At 69.0% G+C, this 16,436-nt stretch carries 17 protein-coding genes and 1 tRNA gene; 4 read left to right on the top strand and 14 right to left on the bottom strand.

The features are described from left to right. The first annotated feature begins 17 nt into the window (after positions 1 to 17). Positions 18 to 773, top strand: coding sequence for an enoyl-CoA hydratase/isomerase family protein (locus tag ACTHK2_RS07615; RefSeq protein WP_440245103.1), 756 nt, complete (start codon positions 18 to 20; stop codon positions 771 to 773). A 174-nt stretch (positions 774 to 947) separates the two neighbouring features. Here the strand turns inward: ACTHK2_RS07615 and ACTHK2_RS07610 are convergent, their stop codons facing one another. The 9 genes from ACTHK2_RS07610 to ACTHK2_RS07570 all read right to left on the bottom strand — a co-directional run bounded on the left by ACTHK2_RS07610 (position 948) and on the right by ACTHK2_RS07570 (position 9,931). Continuing rightward, positions 948 to 1,799 (bottom strand): sulfurtransferase, encoded by an 852-nt coding sequence (locus tag ACTHK2_RS07610; RefSeq protein WP_440245102.1) that lies wholly within the window; start codon positions 1,797 to 1,799, stop codon positions 948 to 950. After that, entirely contained in the window at positions 1,796 to 2,407 is a 612-nt protein-coding gene (locus tag ACTHK2_RS07605) for a CoA pyrophosphatase (RefSeq protein ID WP_440245101.1), read from the bottom strand. Before ACTHK2_RS07605 ends, ACTHK2_RS07610 begins: the two co-directional genes overlap by 4 nt. Further along, complete coding sequence (locus tag ACTHK2_RS07600; RefSeq protein WP_440245100.1) at positions 2,404 to 2,589, bottom strand: DUF1289 domain-containing protein; 186 nt, start codon at positions 2,587 to 2,589, stop codon at positions 2,404 to 2,406. The genes ACTHK2_RS07605 and ACTHK2_RS07600 overlap by 4 nt, the downstream gene beginning before the upstream one ends. An 84-nt stretch (positions 2,590 to 2,673) precedes the next feature. Beyond that, positions 2,674 to 3,324: an FKBP-type peptidyl-prolyl cis-trans isomerase N-terminal domain-containing protein gene (locus tag ACTHK2_RS07595; protein WP_440245099.1), complete on the bottom strand. Its 651-nt coding sequence runs from the start codon at positions 3,322 to 3,324 to the stop codon at positions 2,674 to 2,676. A 203-nt stretch (positions 3,325 to 3,527) separates the two neighbouring features. Beyond that, complete coding sequence (locus ACTHK2_RS07590) at positions 3,528 to 4,436, bottom strand: DUF1684 domain-containing protein (protein WP_440245131.1); 909 nt, start codon at positions 4,434 to 4,436, stop codon at positions 3,528 to 3,530. 140 nt (positions 4,437 to 4,576) lie between these two features. Beyond that, the gene (mutL, locus tag ACTHK2_RS07585; protein ID WP_440245098.1) at positions 4,577 to 6,358 is read right to left on the bottom strand and encodes a DNA mismatch repair endonuclease MutL; all 1,782 of its coding nucleotides are present in this window, start codon (positions 6,356 to 6,358) and stop codon (positions 4,577 to 4,579) included. A gap of 177 nt (positions 6,359 to 6,535) precedes the next feature. After that, a complete protein-coding gene (locus ACTHK2_RS07580; protein WP_440245097.1) occupies positions 6,536 to 7,873 on the bottom strand; it encodes an N-acetylmuramoyl-L-alanine amidase in 1,338 nt (445 codons plus the stop codon). 106 nt (positions 7,874 to 7,979) lie between these two features. Beyond that, the gene (tsaE, locus tag ACTHK2_RS07575) at positions 7,980 to 8,450 is read right to left on the bottom strand and encodes a tRNA (adenosine(37)-N6)-threonylcarbamoyltransferase complex ATPase subunit type 1 TsaE (protein ID WP_440245096.1); all 471 of its coding nucleotides are present in this window, start codon (positions 8,448 to 8,450) and stop codon (positions 7,980 to 7,982) included. Further along, positions 8,447 to 9,931 (bottom strand): NAD(P)H-hydrate dehydratase, encoded by a 1,485-nt coding sequence (locus tag ACTHK2_RS07570; protein ID WP_440245095.1) that lies wholly within the window; start codon positions 9,929 to 9,931, stop codon positions 8,447 to 8,449. The genes tsaE and ACTHK2_RS07570 overlap by 4 nt, the downstream gene beginning before the upstream one ends. A gap of 102 nt (positions 9,932 to 10,033) precedes the next feature. On the opposite strand from ACTHK2_RS07570, the gene queG reads away from it, so the two are divergent. After that, positions 10,034 to 11,116, top strand: a complete 1,083-nt coding sequence (gene queG, locus ACTHK2_RS07565; protein ID WP_440245094.1) for a tRNA epoxyqueuosine(34) reductase QueG — start codon at positions 10,034 to 10,036, stop codon at positions 11,114 to 11,116. Between the two features lie 144 nt (positions 11,117 to 11,260). Here queG and panD read toward each other — a convergent pair whose 3' ends face one another. The 5 genes from panD to pcnB form a co-directional block, all read right to left on the bottom strand. Next, positions 11,261 to 11,641 carry an aspartate 1-decarboxylase gene (gene panD, locus ACTHK2_RS07560; RefSeq protein WP_440245093.1) on the bottom strand — a complete coding sequence of 127 codons (381 nt, stop codon included), beginning with the start codon at positions 11,639 to 11,641 and terminating at the stop codon, positions 11,261 to 11,263. 288 nt (positions 11,642 to 11,929) lie between these two features. Then, the gene (gene panC / locus ACTHK2_RS07555) at positions 11,930 to 12,784 is read right to left on the bottom strand and encodes a pantoate--beta-alanine ligase (protein ID WP_440245092.1); all 855 of its coding nucleotides are present in this window, start codon (positions 12,782 to 12,784) and stop codon (positions 11,930 to 11,932) included. Next, a complete protein-coding gene (gene panB, locus ACTHK2_RS07550) occupies positions 12,784 to 13,599 on the bottom strand; it encodes a 3-methyl-2-oxobutanoate hydroxymethyltransferase (RefSeq protein ID WP_440245091.1) in 816 nt (271 codons plus the stop codon). Before panB ends, panC begins: the two co-directional genes overlap by 1 nt. Before the next feature lie 78 nt (positions 13,600 to 13,677). Beyond that, positions 13,678 to 14,175, bottom strand: a complete 498-nt coding sequence (gene folK / locus ACTHK2_RS07545; RefSeq protein WP_440245090.1) for a 2-amino-4-hydroxy-6-hydroxymethyldihydropteridine diphosphokinase — start codon at positions 14,173 to 14,175, stop codon at positions 13,678 to 13,680. After that, a complete protein-coding gene (gene pcnB / locus ACTHK2_RS07540) occupies positions 14,168 to 15,538 on the bottom strand; it encodes a polynucleotide adenylyltransferase PcnB (RefSeq protein ID WP_440245089.1) in 1,371 nt (456 codons plus the stop codon). Before pcnB ends, folK begins: the two co-directional genes overlap by 8 nt. 72 nt (positions 15,539 to 15,610) lie before the next feature. Here pcnB and ACTHK2_RS07535 point away from each other — a divergent pair. Then, positions 15,611 to 15,686: transfer RNA gene (locus ACTHK2_RS07535), tRNA-Glu, on the top strand. Positions 15,687 to 16,031: 345 nt separating this feature from the next. After that, positions 16,032 to 16,355, top strand: a complete 324-nt coding sequence (fdxA, locus tag ACTHK2_RS07530) for a ferredoxin FdxA (protein WP_440245088.1) — start codon at positions 16,032 to 16,034, stop codon at positions 16,353 to 16,355. The last annotated feature ends 81 nt before the right edge of the window (positions 16,356 to 16,436 follow it).

The raw sequence follows: 16,436 nt of genomic DNA, 5'->3' as shown, positions 1-16,436 counted from the left end.
ATCGCCACGGGAGCACCATGCTCGACATCATCCAGCACGATACGATCCAGGAACTGCGCCTCGCCCGCGCCCCCGTCAACGCGCTCGACCCCGGCCTCGTGCACGCGCTGCGCGTCGCCGTGGAGGCGGCACCGAGCGAGGGCGCGCGCGCGCTGGTCCTCTCCGGTTCGCCTGGCCTCTTCTCGGCGGGTCTCGACGTGCCCGCGCTGCTGCAGCTCGACCGCGAAGCCTTCCGCGGGTTCTGGAACGACTTCTTCGGACTCTGTGGCGCGCTCGCGCGCTCGCCGATACCGGTCGTCGCTGCGATCACCGGCCACGCGCCCGCGGGAGGCGCGGTGCTGTCGATCATGTGCGATTACCGCGTCATGGCGCGCGGCGCTTACCGCATCGGCCTCAATGAAGTGCAGGTCGGCCTGTCGGTGCCCGAATGCATCCAGGCCGCGCTGCGCCGTCTCGTCGGCACGTACCGCGCGGAGCGCCTGGTGGTGGCCGGCGCGATGCTCGATGCCGAACAGGCCGATGCGATCGGCCTCGTCGACGAACTCGTCGTCGGCGACGCGGTGGTACCGCGCGCGATCGCATGGCTCGAGGAACTCCTGAAATTCCCGCCGCGCGCGATGTCGGAAACCCGCCGCCTCGCGCGCGCCGACCTCGCCGGCCTCTTCGCCGACCCGCACGCGTTGCCGGTCGACGACTTCCTCGACCGCTGGTTCGCACCCGAAGCCCAGGCCGTGCTGCACGCGCTCGTCGCGCGGCTGAAATCGAAGGCCTAGCTCAGCCCAACAGGGCGAAAATACATGGTGAGGCAAAGACAAGATCGAAAACACGGAGCACACCGATCACACCGGGGAAGGCAATTTGAATCTGCTTTCGCGGTTCTCCGTGTGCTCCGTGTTTCAATCTTCTCGAGCTCTTCGTCGTGTCCTTCGTGTTTCAGGCTCCGGCTTTCACGAACCGGTGGCCACGGGACGTGAAGCGTCGCTGACCCAGCCGCTCCACGACGGCGCGAACACTCGCGAGCCGGTGAGGCCGGCGTGTTCCATCGCGAGGAGGTTGTGGCAGGCGGTCACGCCGGAGCCACACATGTGCACGACGTCGCGCGCGTGGCGTCCGTCCAGCAGCGCCTCGAATTCGCGTCGCAGTTGCTCGCGCGGCTTGAAGCGGCCGCCGCTGCCGAGGTTGTCGGCGAAAGGCCGGTTGCGCGCATCGGGTACATGGCCGGCGACCGGATCGATCGGCTCGACCTCGCCGCGATACCGCGGCGCCGCGCGCGCGTCGAGGAGCAACACGTCACCGCTCGCGCGGCGCCGCTCGAGTTCGTCGAACCAGACGACCTGCGCGCGATCAAGAGCCACATGCACGTCGGTTTGTGCGGGCGCGACGCCAGCGGATTCGACCGGCAGCCCCGCGTCGCGCCAGGCGCTCCAACCGCCGTCGAGCACGCTCGCATTGCGCACGCCGGCCAGGCGCAGCAGCCACCACATGCGCGCGGCAGCGAGCGCGCCTTGTGCATCGTCGTATACGACGACGTCGACGCCGGGGCGCCAGCCGGCGCGCGCGAGCGCGGCGGAGAAGACGAGATCGTGCGGCAGCGGATGGCGACCGAGGCCGCGCTTGGTGAGGTCGGACAGGTCGCGATCGAGATGGAAATACGCCGCGCCCGGGACGTGCGCCTCGGCATGGTCGCGCTCGCCCTTGCCCGCGTCGGCAAGATCGAAACGGCAGTCGGCGACCAGCACGTTGCCGCGGACCTGCCGTTGCGCGACCTCCGTCGCCGTCACCAGGGTCGTCGGGTTCATGCGGAGCGCTCCAGTCGGTCGATCAGGTTCTTGAGCATCGCCGCCGTCGCGCCCCAGATGCGCCGGCCTTCCCATTCGTAGGCGTAGATCGTACGCGCCTTGCCGCGCCAGTCGATGCGTTCGCGGCGCAGGTTCGCCGGCGCGAGCAGGAATTCGAGCGGCACCTCGAAAGCCTCGTCGACCTCGGCCTCGTGCATGCGCAAGAAATAGCCGCCACGCACGAAACCGGTGACCGGGTAGACGTGATAGCCGGACACCGTGTCGAAACCGTCGAGGAAGCCGAACGGCTCCACGTCGCCGGGAAGGATGCCGACCTCTTCCTCGGTCTCGCGCAGCGCCGCGGCGACCGCGTCGGCGTCGCCGGGATCGATCGCACCGCCCGGGAAGCTGATCTGTCCTGCATGGTTTCGCAGGTGGTTCGCGCGGCGCGTGAACAGCACGGACAATTCGCCGCCACGCTGCACGAACGGTACGAGCACGGCGGCAGGGCGCAGCGGTCCGTCGCCGAGCGCATCGGCGAGTTCGGCGGTGTTCCAGCCCGCACCCCCGGGAGGATCGGCGAGGTCGCGCACCGCGCGGCGCAGGCGCTGCGTGTCGATGCCGCTCATCCGCGCGCCGCCTCCCGCTGCGGCAGCACGACGTCCATGAGTCGCCGGCGTTCGGCTTCGCCCATCGCGACCCAGCGCGCGATCTCTTCGCCGCTGCGCAGGCAGCCCTCGCAATAGCCGTCACCGCCTAGCCGACAGATGCCGATGCAGGGACTCAGGATGGGAACGAACTGCGGGTTCATGCGTGGCCTTGCAAACGCAAACGCCGCGACGGAGCGCGGCGTTGCGATTCGTGTTCGAAGCCCGCGCGACGGCGGGCATTCGCGTTACTTGACGTCGACGATCTTGACTTCCCAGATGAAGACCTGGTTCCCCGACGCCTGTTCCGGCGGCAGGTAGATCATCCAATGGTCGCCGACCTTCATCTTCTGGATCACGTCCGGCAGCAGCTTGGTGCCGAAGATGCCGGGCATGTCCGAAACCTTGGCCTTGACCGGCTCGCCGACGAAGGAGCTGCGGATCTCGCGACCGTTCGTGAGCGACACGCGCACATGGAACGTGACTTCGCTGGCCGGCGTCACCATCTTGCCGGTGCCGTCCTCGATCGCCTTGTACTGCACCTCGTTCGGCAGCACGACGACGCCCTTCTTGCTGCGATTGCCCGCCATGAATGCGTCGGCTTCGCGCTTGTTGTCGGCCAGTTCCTTGTCCATCGCCGACTTCATCTTCTGCTCGTACTTCTGCACCGCGTCGGCCATCGCGGCCTGCGGCACGGCCGGCTCCTTGCCGTTGAACGCGTCCTGCAGCGCGCGCGTGAACGTCGCGATGTCGACGTCCGCCTTCTGGCCGGACAGCCGGCTACCCAGCTGGAAGCCCATCGCGTAGGAAAGCTTGCCCTTGTCGGACGTGGTGTCCTGCGCGAACGCGGACCCTGCAACGAACAGCGCCGCGAGGGCGAGTGACCAACCGAACTTCATGCCTGTATCTCCGGGATGGATGGCGAATCTGGGCGATGCCGCAGCCGGGCCGCGCCGGGAAAAGCGCGCTAGTGTACCCGACGCCCGGCGAGGTCCAAAGCGAGCGGGTTCCGATCGCGGTGGGCGGCGGAAGTTCACCGCCGCGCCATGATCCGGCCGCCGCCTGAACGGCGGCCGGCCGGCCGCCATGTCGACCGCCGTACTCAGTGCGCGCCGTCCGCGTACTTCTTCTCGCCCGCCGTCACGCGCAGGTCGAGGCGGTTCTCCGGCGGCGCGAGCGGGCACGTCGCATACGGCGTGAACGCGCAGGGCGGGTTGTACGCCTTGTTGAAATCGACCGTCACCTTGCCGTCCTTGGGCAGGTCGGCATAGAGGAAGCGCGCCGCGCCGTAGGTTTCCTTGCCGCTCGTGCGGTCGGCGAAGATGAACCAGAGCTCCTTCGCGTCGGCCGTTTCGAGCACGGGCAGCAGCGCGTAGCTCTTGCCGTCGCGAGTGAAGGTGACCTTGCCCGGCACCGTCATCTTGTCGACCGTGCCGAGCACGGTCGGGATGTCCAGCGAATGCGCCGGCTTGAACTCCTCGAATTTCGCCTCGACGCGCCACGACGGGTCGATCGGGAAGTTGTCGATACCCTTGAAGCCGGTGCGCGTCTTCGCTTCGGTGTCCTTCACGCGCAGTGCCTTCTTGCCGTTGCGATCGATCACGTAGAAGCTGGCGCTGCCGAATGCGACAGTCGTCGGATTCTCGTGCGAGTCGTCGAGGAGTTCCGCGGTCTGCGCCGGCTTGCCGTCGACGGTGGCGCCGGACTTCGCATCGAGCGCGATCGTCGCCCTGCCGTCCTTCAGGGTGATCGTGCCGAGCTTGGCCGGCCCCTTGGCGAGCACGACATCGTTGCCCTTCGCACTGCCGACGCTGTTCGCGCCGTCCTTGAGCCAGTGCAGGCCGATCAAGCTGAGCCAGCCGCCCGGCGCCTTGAGGCGCTCGACGCGCTGCGCGCGCCAGGTCTCGATCTGTCGGGTGTAGTCGACGCCGGGCTTGCTCGTTTCGACATGGGCGGACATCAGTTGCACTCCGGCGAAGCTGGCCGCGGCCAGCGCGGCGCTCTTCAGCATCAACATGCGCGGGTTACCTCAGGACGATCCAGGAATGGGGGTTCGGGCGAACGGCGAAGCGTCGAAGTTGACGCCCTAAAAGTCAAGAAACCGCGAGACGCCTGCAAGTTCCCCCGCGCGTCGATCGGCGACGGCGGGCGTCAGCGGCCGCGCAGGAACAGGCGGTCGAGTTCCGGTATCGGCAGTTGCACCCAGGTCGGGCGTCCGTGGTTGCACTGGCCGGAACGCTCCGTCGCTTCCATCTCGCGCAGCAGCGCATTCATCTCCGGCAGGGTGAGGCGCCGGTTCGCGCGCACCGAGCCGTGGCAGGCCATGGTCGCGAGCAGTTCGTTCGTGCTCTCCTCGACGCGCCGGGTCTGGCCGTGCACGGCGAGATCGGCGATGACGTCGCGCACGAGCCGGCCGACGTCGGCACCGTCGAGCACGACCGGAATGCGACGAACCGAAATGCTCTGCGGCCCGCTGCGCACGAGGTCGAAACCGAGCTCGACGAAACGCTGCGCCTGCTCCTCGACGACCGCCGCCTCGCGCTCGCTCACCGCGAGCGTCATCGGCACGAGCAGCAGCTGCGAGCGGATGCCGTCGCCGTCCTGCGCCTGCTTGAGCCGTTCGTAGGTGATGCGCTCGTGCGCCGCGTGCATGTCGACGAGGACGAGGCCGTGCGCGTTCTCGGCCAGCACGTAGATGCCGTGCAGTTGGGCGAGCGCGAAGCCGAGCGGCGGCACGTCCGCCGCTTCGCCATCGCAGTGCCGGGGCGGAACCTGCAGCGAAGCCGCGGTGCCGAGCAGCGCCGCGTAGTCGGCGAGCGGTTCGCGCACGCCGAGGCCGAGGCCGGCCTGGCGCTGCTCGCGCCATGCGGCGGCGCCCATGCTCGCCGCCGCGTGCGCTGCCGCCGTCGGCGTGTCCGCCGGAGCGGCACCGGCACGCGCGCCCGAAAGCGCATCGTCGAGCGAGCGGTAGAGGAAATCGTGCACGAGCCGGCCTTCGCGGAAGCGCACCTCGTGCTTGGCCGGATGCACGTTCACGTCGACGAGCGCGGGGTCGAGTTCGAGGAACAGCACGAACGCGGGATGGCGGCCATGGACCCGGACGTCCGCATAGGCCTGGCGCACCGCGTGCGCGACGAGGCGATCGCGCACGAGCCGCCCGTTGACATGGAAATACTGCTGGTCCGCCTGCGCGCGTGACGCGGTCGGCAGGCCGACCCAACCGTGCAGGCGCAGTCCGGCGCCGGAATGGTCGATCAAGAGACATTGGCCGAGGAATTCCTCGCCGATCACGTCGGCGACGCGGCGCGCGCGCTCGGCGTCGCTGTCCACGGCCTTCAGGATGCGCACGGCCTTGCCGTTGTGGCCGAGGCGGAACTCGGTCGCCGTGCGCGCGAGCGCGATCGACTTGACGAGGTCCTCGATGTGGCCGAACTCGGTGCGCTCCGCGCGCAGGAACTTGCGCCGCGCGGGCAGGTTGTAGAACAGGTCGCGCACCTCGATGGCCGTGCCGACCGGGTGCTGCGCGGGCATCGGCGGGCGCGCATGGCCGCCGTCGACTTCGATGCGCCAGGCGGCGTCCGCGCCGCGCGCGCGTGACGTCAAGGCGAAGCGCGAAACAGAAGCGATCGACGGCAGCGCTTCGCCGCGGAAACCGAGGGTGCCGACGCGCTCGAGGTCGTCGAAACTCGCGATCTTGCTCGTCGCGTGCGATGCGATCGCGAGCGGCAGGTCGTGCGCATCGATGCCACCACCGTCGTCGCGCACGCGGATCAGCCGCGCCCCGCCCTGCTCGATGTCGATCTCGATGCGGCGCGCGCCGGCGTCGAGGCTGTTCTCGACGAGTTCCTTGACCACCGACGCCGGCCGCTCGATGACCTCGCCGGCAGCGATCTGGTTGACGAGCTCGGGCGGAAGCGAACGGATGCGGGCCATGGCGAGCCCGCATCATATCCGACTGCGGGAAGCGGCCTGAACCGGGAACGTCCGACCCCAATTCGAAAAGACTGAAACACGGAACACGCGGAGGAAGCCTCAGGGCCGAAGATCATTCTTCCAGCCGTTCTCCGTGTGCTCTTTGTTTCAAGCTTTGCTGCTCTGGCGATGCACGCGTCAGCCCGAGGGGATCTCGAGGACGGCGCCGACGCGGACGCGCTCGTCGGCGAGGTTGTTCGCCGCGCGCAATTGCGCCGTCGTGAGGCCGTGGTTGGCGGCGATCGCGCTCAGCGTGTCGCCACGGTTGACGACGTAACGCGAGGCTTTTGCGCGGTCACCGCGCTCGCGCCGGCTGTTCGCCGCGAACAGGCTGCCCGGCGGCGGCGATGCGCGGAAGTAGTCGCGCACGCCGTCGAGGATCGCGTCGGCGAGCTTGCTGCGGGGGTCGGGATTGGTCAGGCGCGCTTCCTCGGCCGGATTCGTGATGAACGCGGTCTCGACCAGGATCGAGGGCACGTCGGGCGAGCGCAGCACGACGAAGTTCGCGCGCTCGACGTAATTGCGATGCGTCGGGCCGAGCTTCTTGAGCGAAGCGAGCACCTGCTCGGCGACCGCGTTGCTCGCGCCCATCGTCGCGCCCTGCGACAGGTCGAGCAGCACCTTGGCGAGCGTGTCGTCCTTGTCGTCGAGCGAGATGCCGCCGACCAGGTCGGCGCGATTCTCGCGATCGGCGAGCCAGCGCGCGGCCTCGTTGGTTGCTCCACGCGGCGACAGCACCCACACCGACGAGCCGCGCGCGTCGCTGCTCGTGAACGCGTCCGCATGGATCGACACGAACAGGTCCGCCTTCATCTCGCGCGCCTTGAGGTAGCGCTGCTCGAGCGGAATGAAGTAGTCGGCGTCGCGGGTCAGCATCGCGGTCATGCCGGGCGTCTTGTCGATCGCCTTCTTGAGTTCGCGCGCGACGGCGAGCGTGATCGTCTTCTCGTGCGTGCCGCTGGCGCCGGTGGCGCCGGGGTCGTCGCCGCCATGGCCGGCGTCGATCGCCACGATCACGTCGCGGCTCTTGCCCGCCGACACCTCGGCGACGCTCTTCACCGGCGCCTGTTTCGTGGTCGACGGATAGAGGTCCAGCACGAGGCGATAGCCGAACTTGTCGGCGGGCGGCAGCAGGAAGCTCTTGGGGCGCACGCCTTCGGCAAGGTCGAACACGACGCGTGCGTCGCCCTTGCCCTGCTTGCCTGCGCGCAGGCCCTTGAGCACGCCCTTGACGGCGGGTGCGCTGAATTCATCGCCGAGACGGCTGTCGCGCAGGTCGAGCACGATGCGATCGGGCTTGGCGAGTTCGAATACCTTGTAGTCGAGCGGACCGGACACGTCGAACACCGCGCGCGTGTACTCGGGCCCCGCCCAGACGCGCAGGTTCTTGATCTCGGCCGCATCCGCGCGCGCCAGCACGCCCGATGTCGCGATCAGGCAAGCGGCGAGCCAGCGATGGTGGCGTATCCCCGACATGCCGCGTATTCAACCCGAAAGCCGTCGAAAATTGCAAGCTTTTTCCTTGAAAATCCGACGTGTGCAAAACTTTCCTAATGTAAGGGCCACGAGGCGGGTGATCGGTTCAGGCTGCGCATGCCGGGTTCCACTCGTCCAGCATGGCAGCGCCTGCCGTGCTCATGGCGATCGCGACGAGGTCGCGTCCCGGATCGGCATGGCTTAAGCGCAGCTGCAGGTCGGCCGGCGGCAGAGCGCCGCCGCCGCGTTCCGGCCATTCGACCAGCAGCAGCGACGTGCCCCCCGTCAGCTCCGCGAGCCCGAGCCATTCGAGTTCGCCCGGGTCGGCGATGCGGTAGAGATCGAGATGATGGATGTCGAGCGGTCCGGCGCGATAGGACTCGATCAGGCTGTAGGTCGGGCTTTTGATGCGCGCATCGACACCGAGCGCCTGCAGCAGCGCGCGCGCGAAGGTGGTCTTGCCCGCACCGAGATCGCCGCGCAGTTCGAGCACACCGCCGGCGCGCAGCGCCGGGGCGAGGCGTGCGGCGATCTGCACCAGTTGCGGCTCGTCGAGTCCGCGCAGCGCCACGCTCATGCGGGCACTCCGTTGACGAGGCGGCGCAGCGGCTCGAACAGGTCGCCAGCGACGAGCCCCCGCGGCGCAGCACCCGCCGCGGCGTCGCCCGCGCGCGCATGCAGCGCGACGCCGCACTGCGCCGCGTCCCAGGCGTCGCAGCCCTGCGCGAGCAACGCGGCGATCACGCCGGTCAGCACGTCGCCCATGCCTGCCGTGGCCATCCCCGGGTTTCCCCAGGGGCAGACGGCGAGGCGGCCGTCGGCTGCGGCAACGAGGCTGCCGGCGCCCTTGAGCACGACGGCGGCACGATGACGGCCCGCGAGGGCGCGTGCCGCGGCGAAACGATCGCGTTGCACCGTTGCGATGTCGCAGCCGAGCAGGCGCGCGGCTTCTCCAGGATGCGGGGTGAGCACCGCACCCGGCGGCAACGGCCGCGGCGCTTCGGCGAGCAGGTTGAGCGCGTCCGCATCGACGACCGTGCGCTTGCCGCTCGCGAGCGCCGCGTCGAACAAGGCGCGGCCCCAGTCGCGCTGGCCGAGCCCCGGACCGAGCGCGAGCACGCTCGCGCGCTCGAGCAGCGGCGCGAGCGCGGCTGCATCCTCGACGCCGCGCGCCATCAGTTCCGGGCGTGCCGTGTTGAGCGCACCGACGTGCGCTGCACGCGTCGCGACGGTGACGAGCCCGGCGCCGCAGCGCAACGCTGCTTCACCGGCGAGGCGGATTGCACCGCCGTAGCCTTCGTCGCCGCCGATGGCGAGTACGTGGCCGAAGCGCGACTTGTTGACGTTGGCTCGGCGCGGCGCGAGCACGCGCTCGATGTGCGGCGCGATCAACCCGGCATCGACCGCGACGCCTTCGTAGGCGACCGGCGGCAAGTCGAGCGTCGCGAGTTCGCGCGCGCCGCACTGGTCGATGCCATCGGCGGTGAACAGGCCGCGCTTCCAGCCGACGAAGCTGACCGTCGCGTCCGCGCGCACGCAGGCGCCCTCGCATGCGCCGGTGTCGGCATCGAGACCGGACGGCACGTCGAGCGCGAGCACGCCCGGATGCGCGATGCGTTCGACGAGATCGGCGGCGATGCCCTCGAGTGCGCGCGTAAGGCCGGTGCCGAACAGCCCGTCGACGAGCACATCGCCGTCGGGCAACGCGCAGCCCGTTGCGGCGACGCGCACGCGCCCGCCCGCCTCCGCGAATGCGGCGCGCGCACGCTCGGCGTCGCCGCGAGGCGTGGACGGCAGCGCGAGCGCGTCGACGGCGAAACCCGCCTCGAGCGCGAGCCGCGAAAGCAGCAACGCGTCGCCACCGTTGTTGCCGCCGCCGGCGAGCACGCCGATGCGGCGTGCATGCGGCCAATGCCGACGCAGGCAGGAAAACGCCGCCGTGGCGGCACGCTGCATGAGTTCGAACCCGGCGATGCCGCAGCGATCGATCGCGGCGCGATCCACCGCCCGCACCTGCTCGGTCGTGTACAGGGACACCATGGGATCGCGCATCGGCATCCGCCCATTCTAACGGCGAGCGTCCGACGCGCTATCCTGACGCTCCGTCCCGCGAGATGCCGCTCGCGATCGGCAACGCACGCGGCCCTGCCGTTCCGCCCGATGATCGACTACGACGCCCTCGCTTCCGACATCCGCCGCTGGGGCGTCGAACTCGGTTTCCAGAAGATCGGCATCACCGGCGTCGAACTCGGGCCGGATGAAGCACACCTGCTCGACTGGCTCGATGCCGGGCACCACGGAGAGATGGAATACATGGCGCGGCACGGCGTCCGGCGCAGCCGGCCGGCCGACCTGCAACCGGGAACGGTGCGCGTGATTTCGGCACGCCTGGACTACGCGCCCCCCGGCGTGCGCGATGCGTGGAGCGTGATCGGCGATGGCGCGCTCGGGTACGTTTCCCGCTACGCACTCGGCCGCGACTACCACAAGGTGTTGCGCGGCCGGCTGCAGAAGCTCGCCGAGCGCATCGCCGGCGTCACCGGCCCGTTCGGCCACCGCGTGTTCACCGATTCGGCGCCGGTGCTGGAAAAAGCGCTCGCACGCAACGCGGGGCTCGGCTGGATCGGCAAGCACACCTTGCTGCTCGACCGCGATGCGGGCTCGTGGTTCTTCCTCGGCGAGATCTACACCGACCTGCCATTGCCGATCGACGCCGCGGCGAGCGCGCATTGCGGCACCTGCACGCGTTGCATCGACATCTGCCCGACGCAGGCGATCGTCGCGCCGTACCGGCTCGATGCGCGCCGCTGCATTTCCTACCTCACGATCGAACTGCGCGGCGCGATCCCGGAAGACCTGCGCCCCCTGATCGGCAATCGCATCTTCGGCTGCGACGACTGCCAGCTCGTCTGCCCCTGGAACAAGTTCGCGCAGGCGACCGGCGAAGCCGACTTCGCGCCACGCAGCGGCCTCGAATCGCCGCAGCTGGTCGAGCTGTTCGGCTGGAGCGAAGCGCAATTCCTCGCCCGCACCGAAGGCATGGCGATACGCCGCACCGGCTACGAAGGCTGGTCGCGCAACATCGCCGTCGCGCTCGGCAACGCGCCGACCCGCGACGACATCATCCAGGCGCTGCGTTCCCGTGCCGACGACCCATCCGCCCTCGTCCGCGAACACGTCGCCTGGGCCCTCGCCCGACACACGAAGAAGAGCAGCGTCAGCACTGAAAATGGCGCCGAGTGACCGCGCTTCGGACCCGCGCCCATCAACGCCTGCTTCACGTGAAAAGTGCGGCCATGGATGGCCGCTCTGGAGTACGGCAAAGCGGCGCACCGAAATCCAGTTCGTATCCCCCGCACCCTCCGCGGTCAGGGATGACCGCAAAAGCTACGCCGCCTGCTTGGGAATCGAGCGGTTGGTGTGCGTGATCCTGTTCTGGCGGTCGACGTAGACGAGCTGCGGCTTGTGCTGCTCGGCCTCGGCTTCGCTGTATCCGCCGTACGCACAGATGATGATGATGTCGCCCGGTTGCGCGCGATGCGCGGCGGCGCCGTTGATCGAGATCACGCCCGAGCCCTCGTCCGCGCGGATCGCGTAGGTCGAGAAGCGTTCGCCGTTATTGACGTTGTAGATGTGGATCTGCTCGTACTCGCGGATACCGGAGGTATCGAGCAGGTCACCGTCGATCGCACAGGAGCCTTCGTAGTGGAGCTCCGCGTGGGTCACGCTGGCGCGATGGATCTTCGCCTTGAGCATGTTCAGATGCATGGGTCGTCACCCCGGATCGTTGCGTGCGCGCAACATGCGCTGGAACATCCAGTATAACAAAGGCTTGTGCAGAGCAGCATGCGCTGCCGCCGATCCGGCGCTTCCATCGCAAGTCGTTGATCTACAGGAGTTGCGGACAAAAAAAACCCTCGCGCGATCACCGCTGCGAGGGTCTTAATCGGAGTGACGATTACCTACAATGCGCCCTGCGTGTCCTCGGAGCCCCGCAACATGTTGCGGAAACCCCTAACGACGGTGGGGAGAATACCACAGGCCGCGACGAAAAAGCTACGCCGGATTCACGAGCAGGTTGTCGATCAAGCGCGTCGTGCCCATGCGGGCGGCAATGAGGGCGACGAGGTCCTGCGGCGAACCGTCGGCCGCCGGCTCGCCGAGGTCACCGGCGTTTCGCAGCGTGGCGTAATCCACAACGAACCCGGCGTGCCCCAGCGTCGTCGCGGCCTCGGTTTCGACGTCGGCGATCGCGCGCCCCTCGAGTACGGCGGCGCGCATGCGCTCGAGGGCCGCGTGGATCGTGCCCGCGCGCTCGCGTTGGGCGGCGTCCAGGTACTGATTGCGCGAACTCATCGCCAGGCCGTTCGACTCGCGCACGATCGGCGCACCGATGATCTCGATCGGATAACCGAGATCGCGCACCATGCGCCGGATCACCAGCAGTTGCTGGTAATCCTTGCGTCCGAACACGGCGACATCGGGCTGCACGAGATTGAAAAGTTTTGCGACGACCGTCGCGACGCCGTCGAAGTGGCCCGGGCGGATCGCGCCCTCGAGCACGTCCGTTATTTCCGGCACGCTGACCTTGGCGCTGCCCTGCGCGCCGAACGGATAGAGGTCGTCCACGCCGGGCAGGAACAGCACATCGCAGCCGTGCCCGGCAAGCCCGGTCGCGTCCGCCTCGGGCGTACGCGGGTAGCGCGCGAAGTCCTCGTTCGGCCCGAACTGGGTCGGATTCACGAACACGCTCGCGACGACGACATCCGCATGTGCGCGTGCGATCGCGAGCAGCGAATAGTGGCCCGCATGCAGGTTGCCCATGGTCGGCACGAAGCCGACGCGGCGACCTTCGCGTCGGAGCGGTGCGAGCACCGCGCGCAGGTCGGCAGGGGAAACGCAGGTGCGCATCAGTAACTGTGCTCCGCCGCGGGAAATTCGCCGCTGCGCACCGCGGCCGCATAGGCGCCGATCGCGTCGAGCACCGAGTGGGTGCCGGCGAGGAAATCCTTGCTGAAGCGCGGCCGCTTGCCGGGGGTGATGCCGAGCAGATCATGCACGACGAGCACCTGGCCATCGCAGCCGGCTCCCGCGCCGATGCCGATCGTCGGGATCGCGAGGTCGCGCGTGATCTCCGCGGCGAGCGCCGCAGGCACGCATTCGAGCACGAGCAGGTCGGCGCCGGAGTCCTGCACCGCGCGCGCGTCGGCGCGCAGTTTCGCCGCGGTCGCATCGTCGCGCCCCTGCACCTTGTAGCCGCCGAGGCGGTGCACCGCCTGTGGCGTGAGGCCGAGGTGCGCGCACACCGGCACCTCGTGGCGCTTGAGCGCATGGATGATCGGGCAGACCCAGTCGGCGCCTTCCAGCTTGACCATCGCGGCGCCGCCCTCGGCGAGCAGGCGCGCGGCATTGGCGAGTGCGAGTTCCTCGTTGCGGTAGCTCATGAACGGAAGGTCCGCGACGAGCAGCGGGCGGCGCAGGCCGCGCGCGACGCACGCGGTGTGATAGACGACCGCGTCCATCGTCACCGGCAGCGTGCTCTGGTGCCCCTGCACGACCATGCCGAGCGAATCACCGACGAGCACGAGGTCGACACCGGCCTCGTCGGCACGCGCGGCGATGCCCGCGTCGTACGCGGTGATCGAGACGATCTTCTCGCCGCGCTGCTTGCGGGCCACGAGGTCCGGCACGGTGATCGGAACGGCGGGCGCTGTATGGGCGTACATCGTCGGGGGCCTGCGGGAGTGGCCGCGCATTATCATCCGTGCGGCTCCGGGACCGGAAGATGGCGATGCCGCTGCGCTTCAGTCGAGCCGCACGACTTCGCCCACGTCGACCGCGGCGAGCAGGTCGCGCACCCTGCCCGCGCCCGCGACGAAGAAGTCGGGGGCGATTTCGGCGAGCGGTACGAGCACGAACGCGCGCCGCGCGAGCTCGGGATGCGGCAGCACGAGCCCCGCTCCGGCGAGTTGCACGTCGCCGCAGGCGAGCAGGTCGAGGTCGAGCGTGCGCGGCCCCCAGCGGGTTCCATCGCGGACGCGGCCGTGGCGCTGCTCGATCGCGAGCAATGCGTGCAGCAGTTCGCGCGGGGCGAGCCCGCTTTCGAGTTCGGCGACGGCATTGACGAAAGCCGGTTGGTCGGCCACGCCCCAGGGTGCCGTGCGGTAGAGCGACGAACGCGCCACCAGGCGCGTGGAAGCAAGCGCGGCCAGTTCGCCCAGTGCCGACTCCAACTGTCGGCGCGGATCGCCGAGGTTGCCGCCCAGCCCGACGAAGGCGCGGCGGGTACCCGGGTCAGTCACCGGCGTCCGCGGCCGACGCCGCGCCTGCCTTCTTGCGGCGCCTCCGGCGCGGGCGCTTGCGTTTCGTCGCCGGCGGCGCCTCGCTGCCCGGTGCGGGCGGCGCCGCGGCAAGGCGCTCGGCGAGCTGCTGCTGGTCGAGCTGCTGCGCCTCGGTCCACCATGCGGCGAGCTCGGCGAGTTCGTCCGATTCATCGGCGCGCAGCACGAGGAAATCGTAGGCGGCGCGGAAGCGCGGATGCTCGAGCAGGCGGAATGCACGCTTCTTCGTGCGATGAGCGAAGCGCGGCTGCATCGCCCAGATTTCCTCGACCGCGATCGTGAAACGCCGCGGTACGGCGACGCGTTGCGCCTGCTCGCGCAGCACGCGTTCGGTCGCGTGCGACCAGGCCGCGCCGGCATCCCCGCCAGCATCGATCGCCGCCTGCGCGGCGCGCCGGACCGGCTCCCACAGGAGCGCGGCGAACAGGAACGCGGGCGTGACCGGCTTGTCCTCGCGCACGCGTTCATCGGTGTTGGCGAGGGTCTGTTCCACCAGCCGGCGGAAGTGGGTCGCATCACCTTGCGCGAGCACGCGCGCGGTGGCGGGAAACACGTGTTGCAGCAGGCCGTGCTGCTCGAGCGCGCGGAAGCTCGCGAGACCGTGGCCGCTGAGGAACAGCTTGAGCGACTCGTCGAACAGGCGCGCCGGCGGCGCGTCGGCGAGCAGCGGGCCGAGGGCGGCAAACGGCGCCGCCGTGGCGGGCTCGATCGTGAAACCGAGCTTCGCCGCGAGACGCGCGGCGCGCAGCATGCGTACCGGGTCCTCGCGATAGCGCAGTTCAGGGTCGCCGATCAGGCGCAGCACGCGGTGCTGCAAGTCTTCCATGCCGCCGACCGAATCGAGCACGCTGAAATCGGAGATGTCGTAGTAGAGCGCGTTGACGGTGAAATCGCGGCGCACCGCATCTTCTTCGATGGTGCCGTAGACATTGTCGCGCACCAGCCTTCCGTCGACGAGGTGGCGATCGCCGCTGCCGTCGTCGCTGCTGCCGCGGAACGTCGCGACCTCGACGATTTCGCGTCCGAATACGACGTGCGCGAGGCGAAAGCGCCGGCCGATAAGACGGCAGTTGCGGAACAACGCGCGCACCTGCTCCGGCGTCGCATCAGTGGCGACGTCGAAATCCTTCGGGTGGCCGCCGAGCAGCAGGTCGCGCACGGCGCCGCCGACCAGGCAGGCGCGATGGCCGGCCTCGTGCAACCGATACAGTACGCGCAACGCGCCGGCCGAGATGCTCTTGCGCGAAATCGCGTGCTCAGCACGCGGGATGATGCGGAACGAGCCGGGGATGGGCGCTTCCTGTACGATTCGTTCCGACGTCATCCGCTGCTTCTGCTCCTGGTTTGCCGCTCGTTACCGATTCGTTATACTACGCAGCTCCGCAATTCCCAACACGCTCCCTTCGTCTAGTGGCCCAGGACACCGCCCTCTCAAGGCGGGAACACGAGTTCGAACCTCGTAGGGAGCGCCATTTGCTTGTGCGATCGTCCGTGATCGCGGCCTGATGTACCGGCTCGGGCCCCTGCCGCAGCTTCGGCGATCCGGTCCACAGCGGCCATCCATGGCCGCACTTTTCACGGATAGCCCTCCGCCGGGCCGAGTCTGCATCCCACGCGCGCTTCGTTCGTGCGTGCGTCGTAGGAGCGGCTTCAGCCGCGATGCGCTTCGTCGGTCCAGGAATCGGCTACCGCCCTCTTGCGCGGATCGCGGCTGCCCCGCTCCTACGATCCACCACGACGTTGCTCGCGAGCGCGGAGGCATGACCGCCGCGGCGCGCTCACTTACAATGCGCGCCTCGCCATCGGATCCGATCTCCATGCCCTTCGTCGTCATCGAGAACTGCATCAAGTGCAAGTACACCGACTGCGTCGAGGTATGTCCGGTCGACTGTTTCCATGAAGGACCGAACTTCCTCGTGATCGATCCCGAGGAGTGCATCGACTGCACGCTGTGCGAGCCGGAATGTCCGGCCAAGGCGATCTACCCCGAAGACGACGTGCCGGCGGGCCAGGAAGGCTTCATCGCGCTCAATGCCGAGCTCGCGAAGGCGTGGCCGGTGCTGACCGAACGCAAGGACGCCCCGCCCGATGCGAAGGAATGGGACGGCAAGCCGGGCAAGCTGCCCCTGCTCGAGCGCTGATCGCGCGGACCCCGGCGAGGGCGGTTGCCGGGGCATGGGGCCGCCACACGCGAAACTGGGAAAACCGGGTGTGGCGAGGGC

It is taken from the genome of Dokdonella sp., assembly GCF_051958935.1.
GTDB lineage: Bacteria > Pseudomonadota > Gammaproteobacteria > Xanthomonadales > Rhodanobacteraceae > Dokdonella_A.
This window is presented reverse-complemented; position numbering and strand designations above follow the sequence as displayed.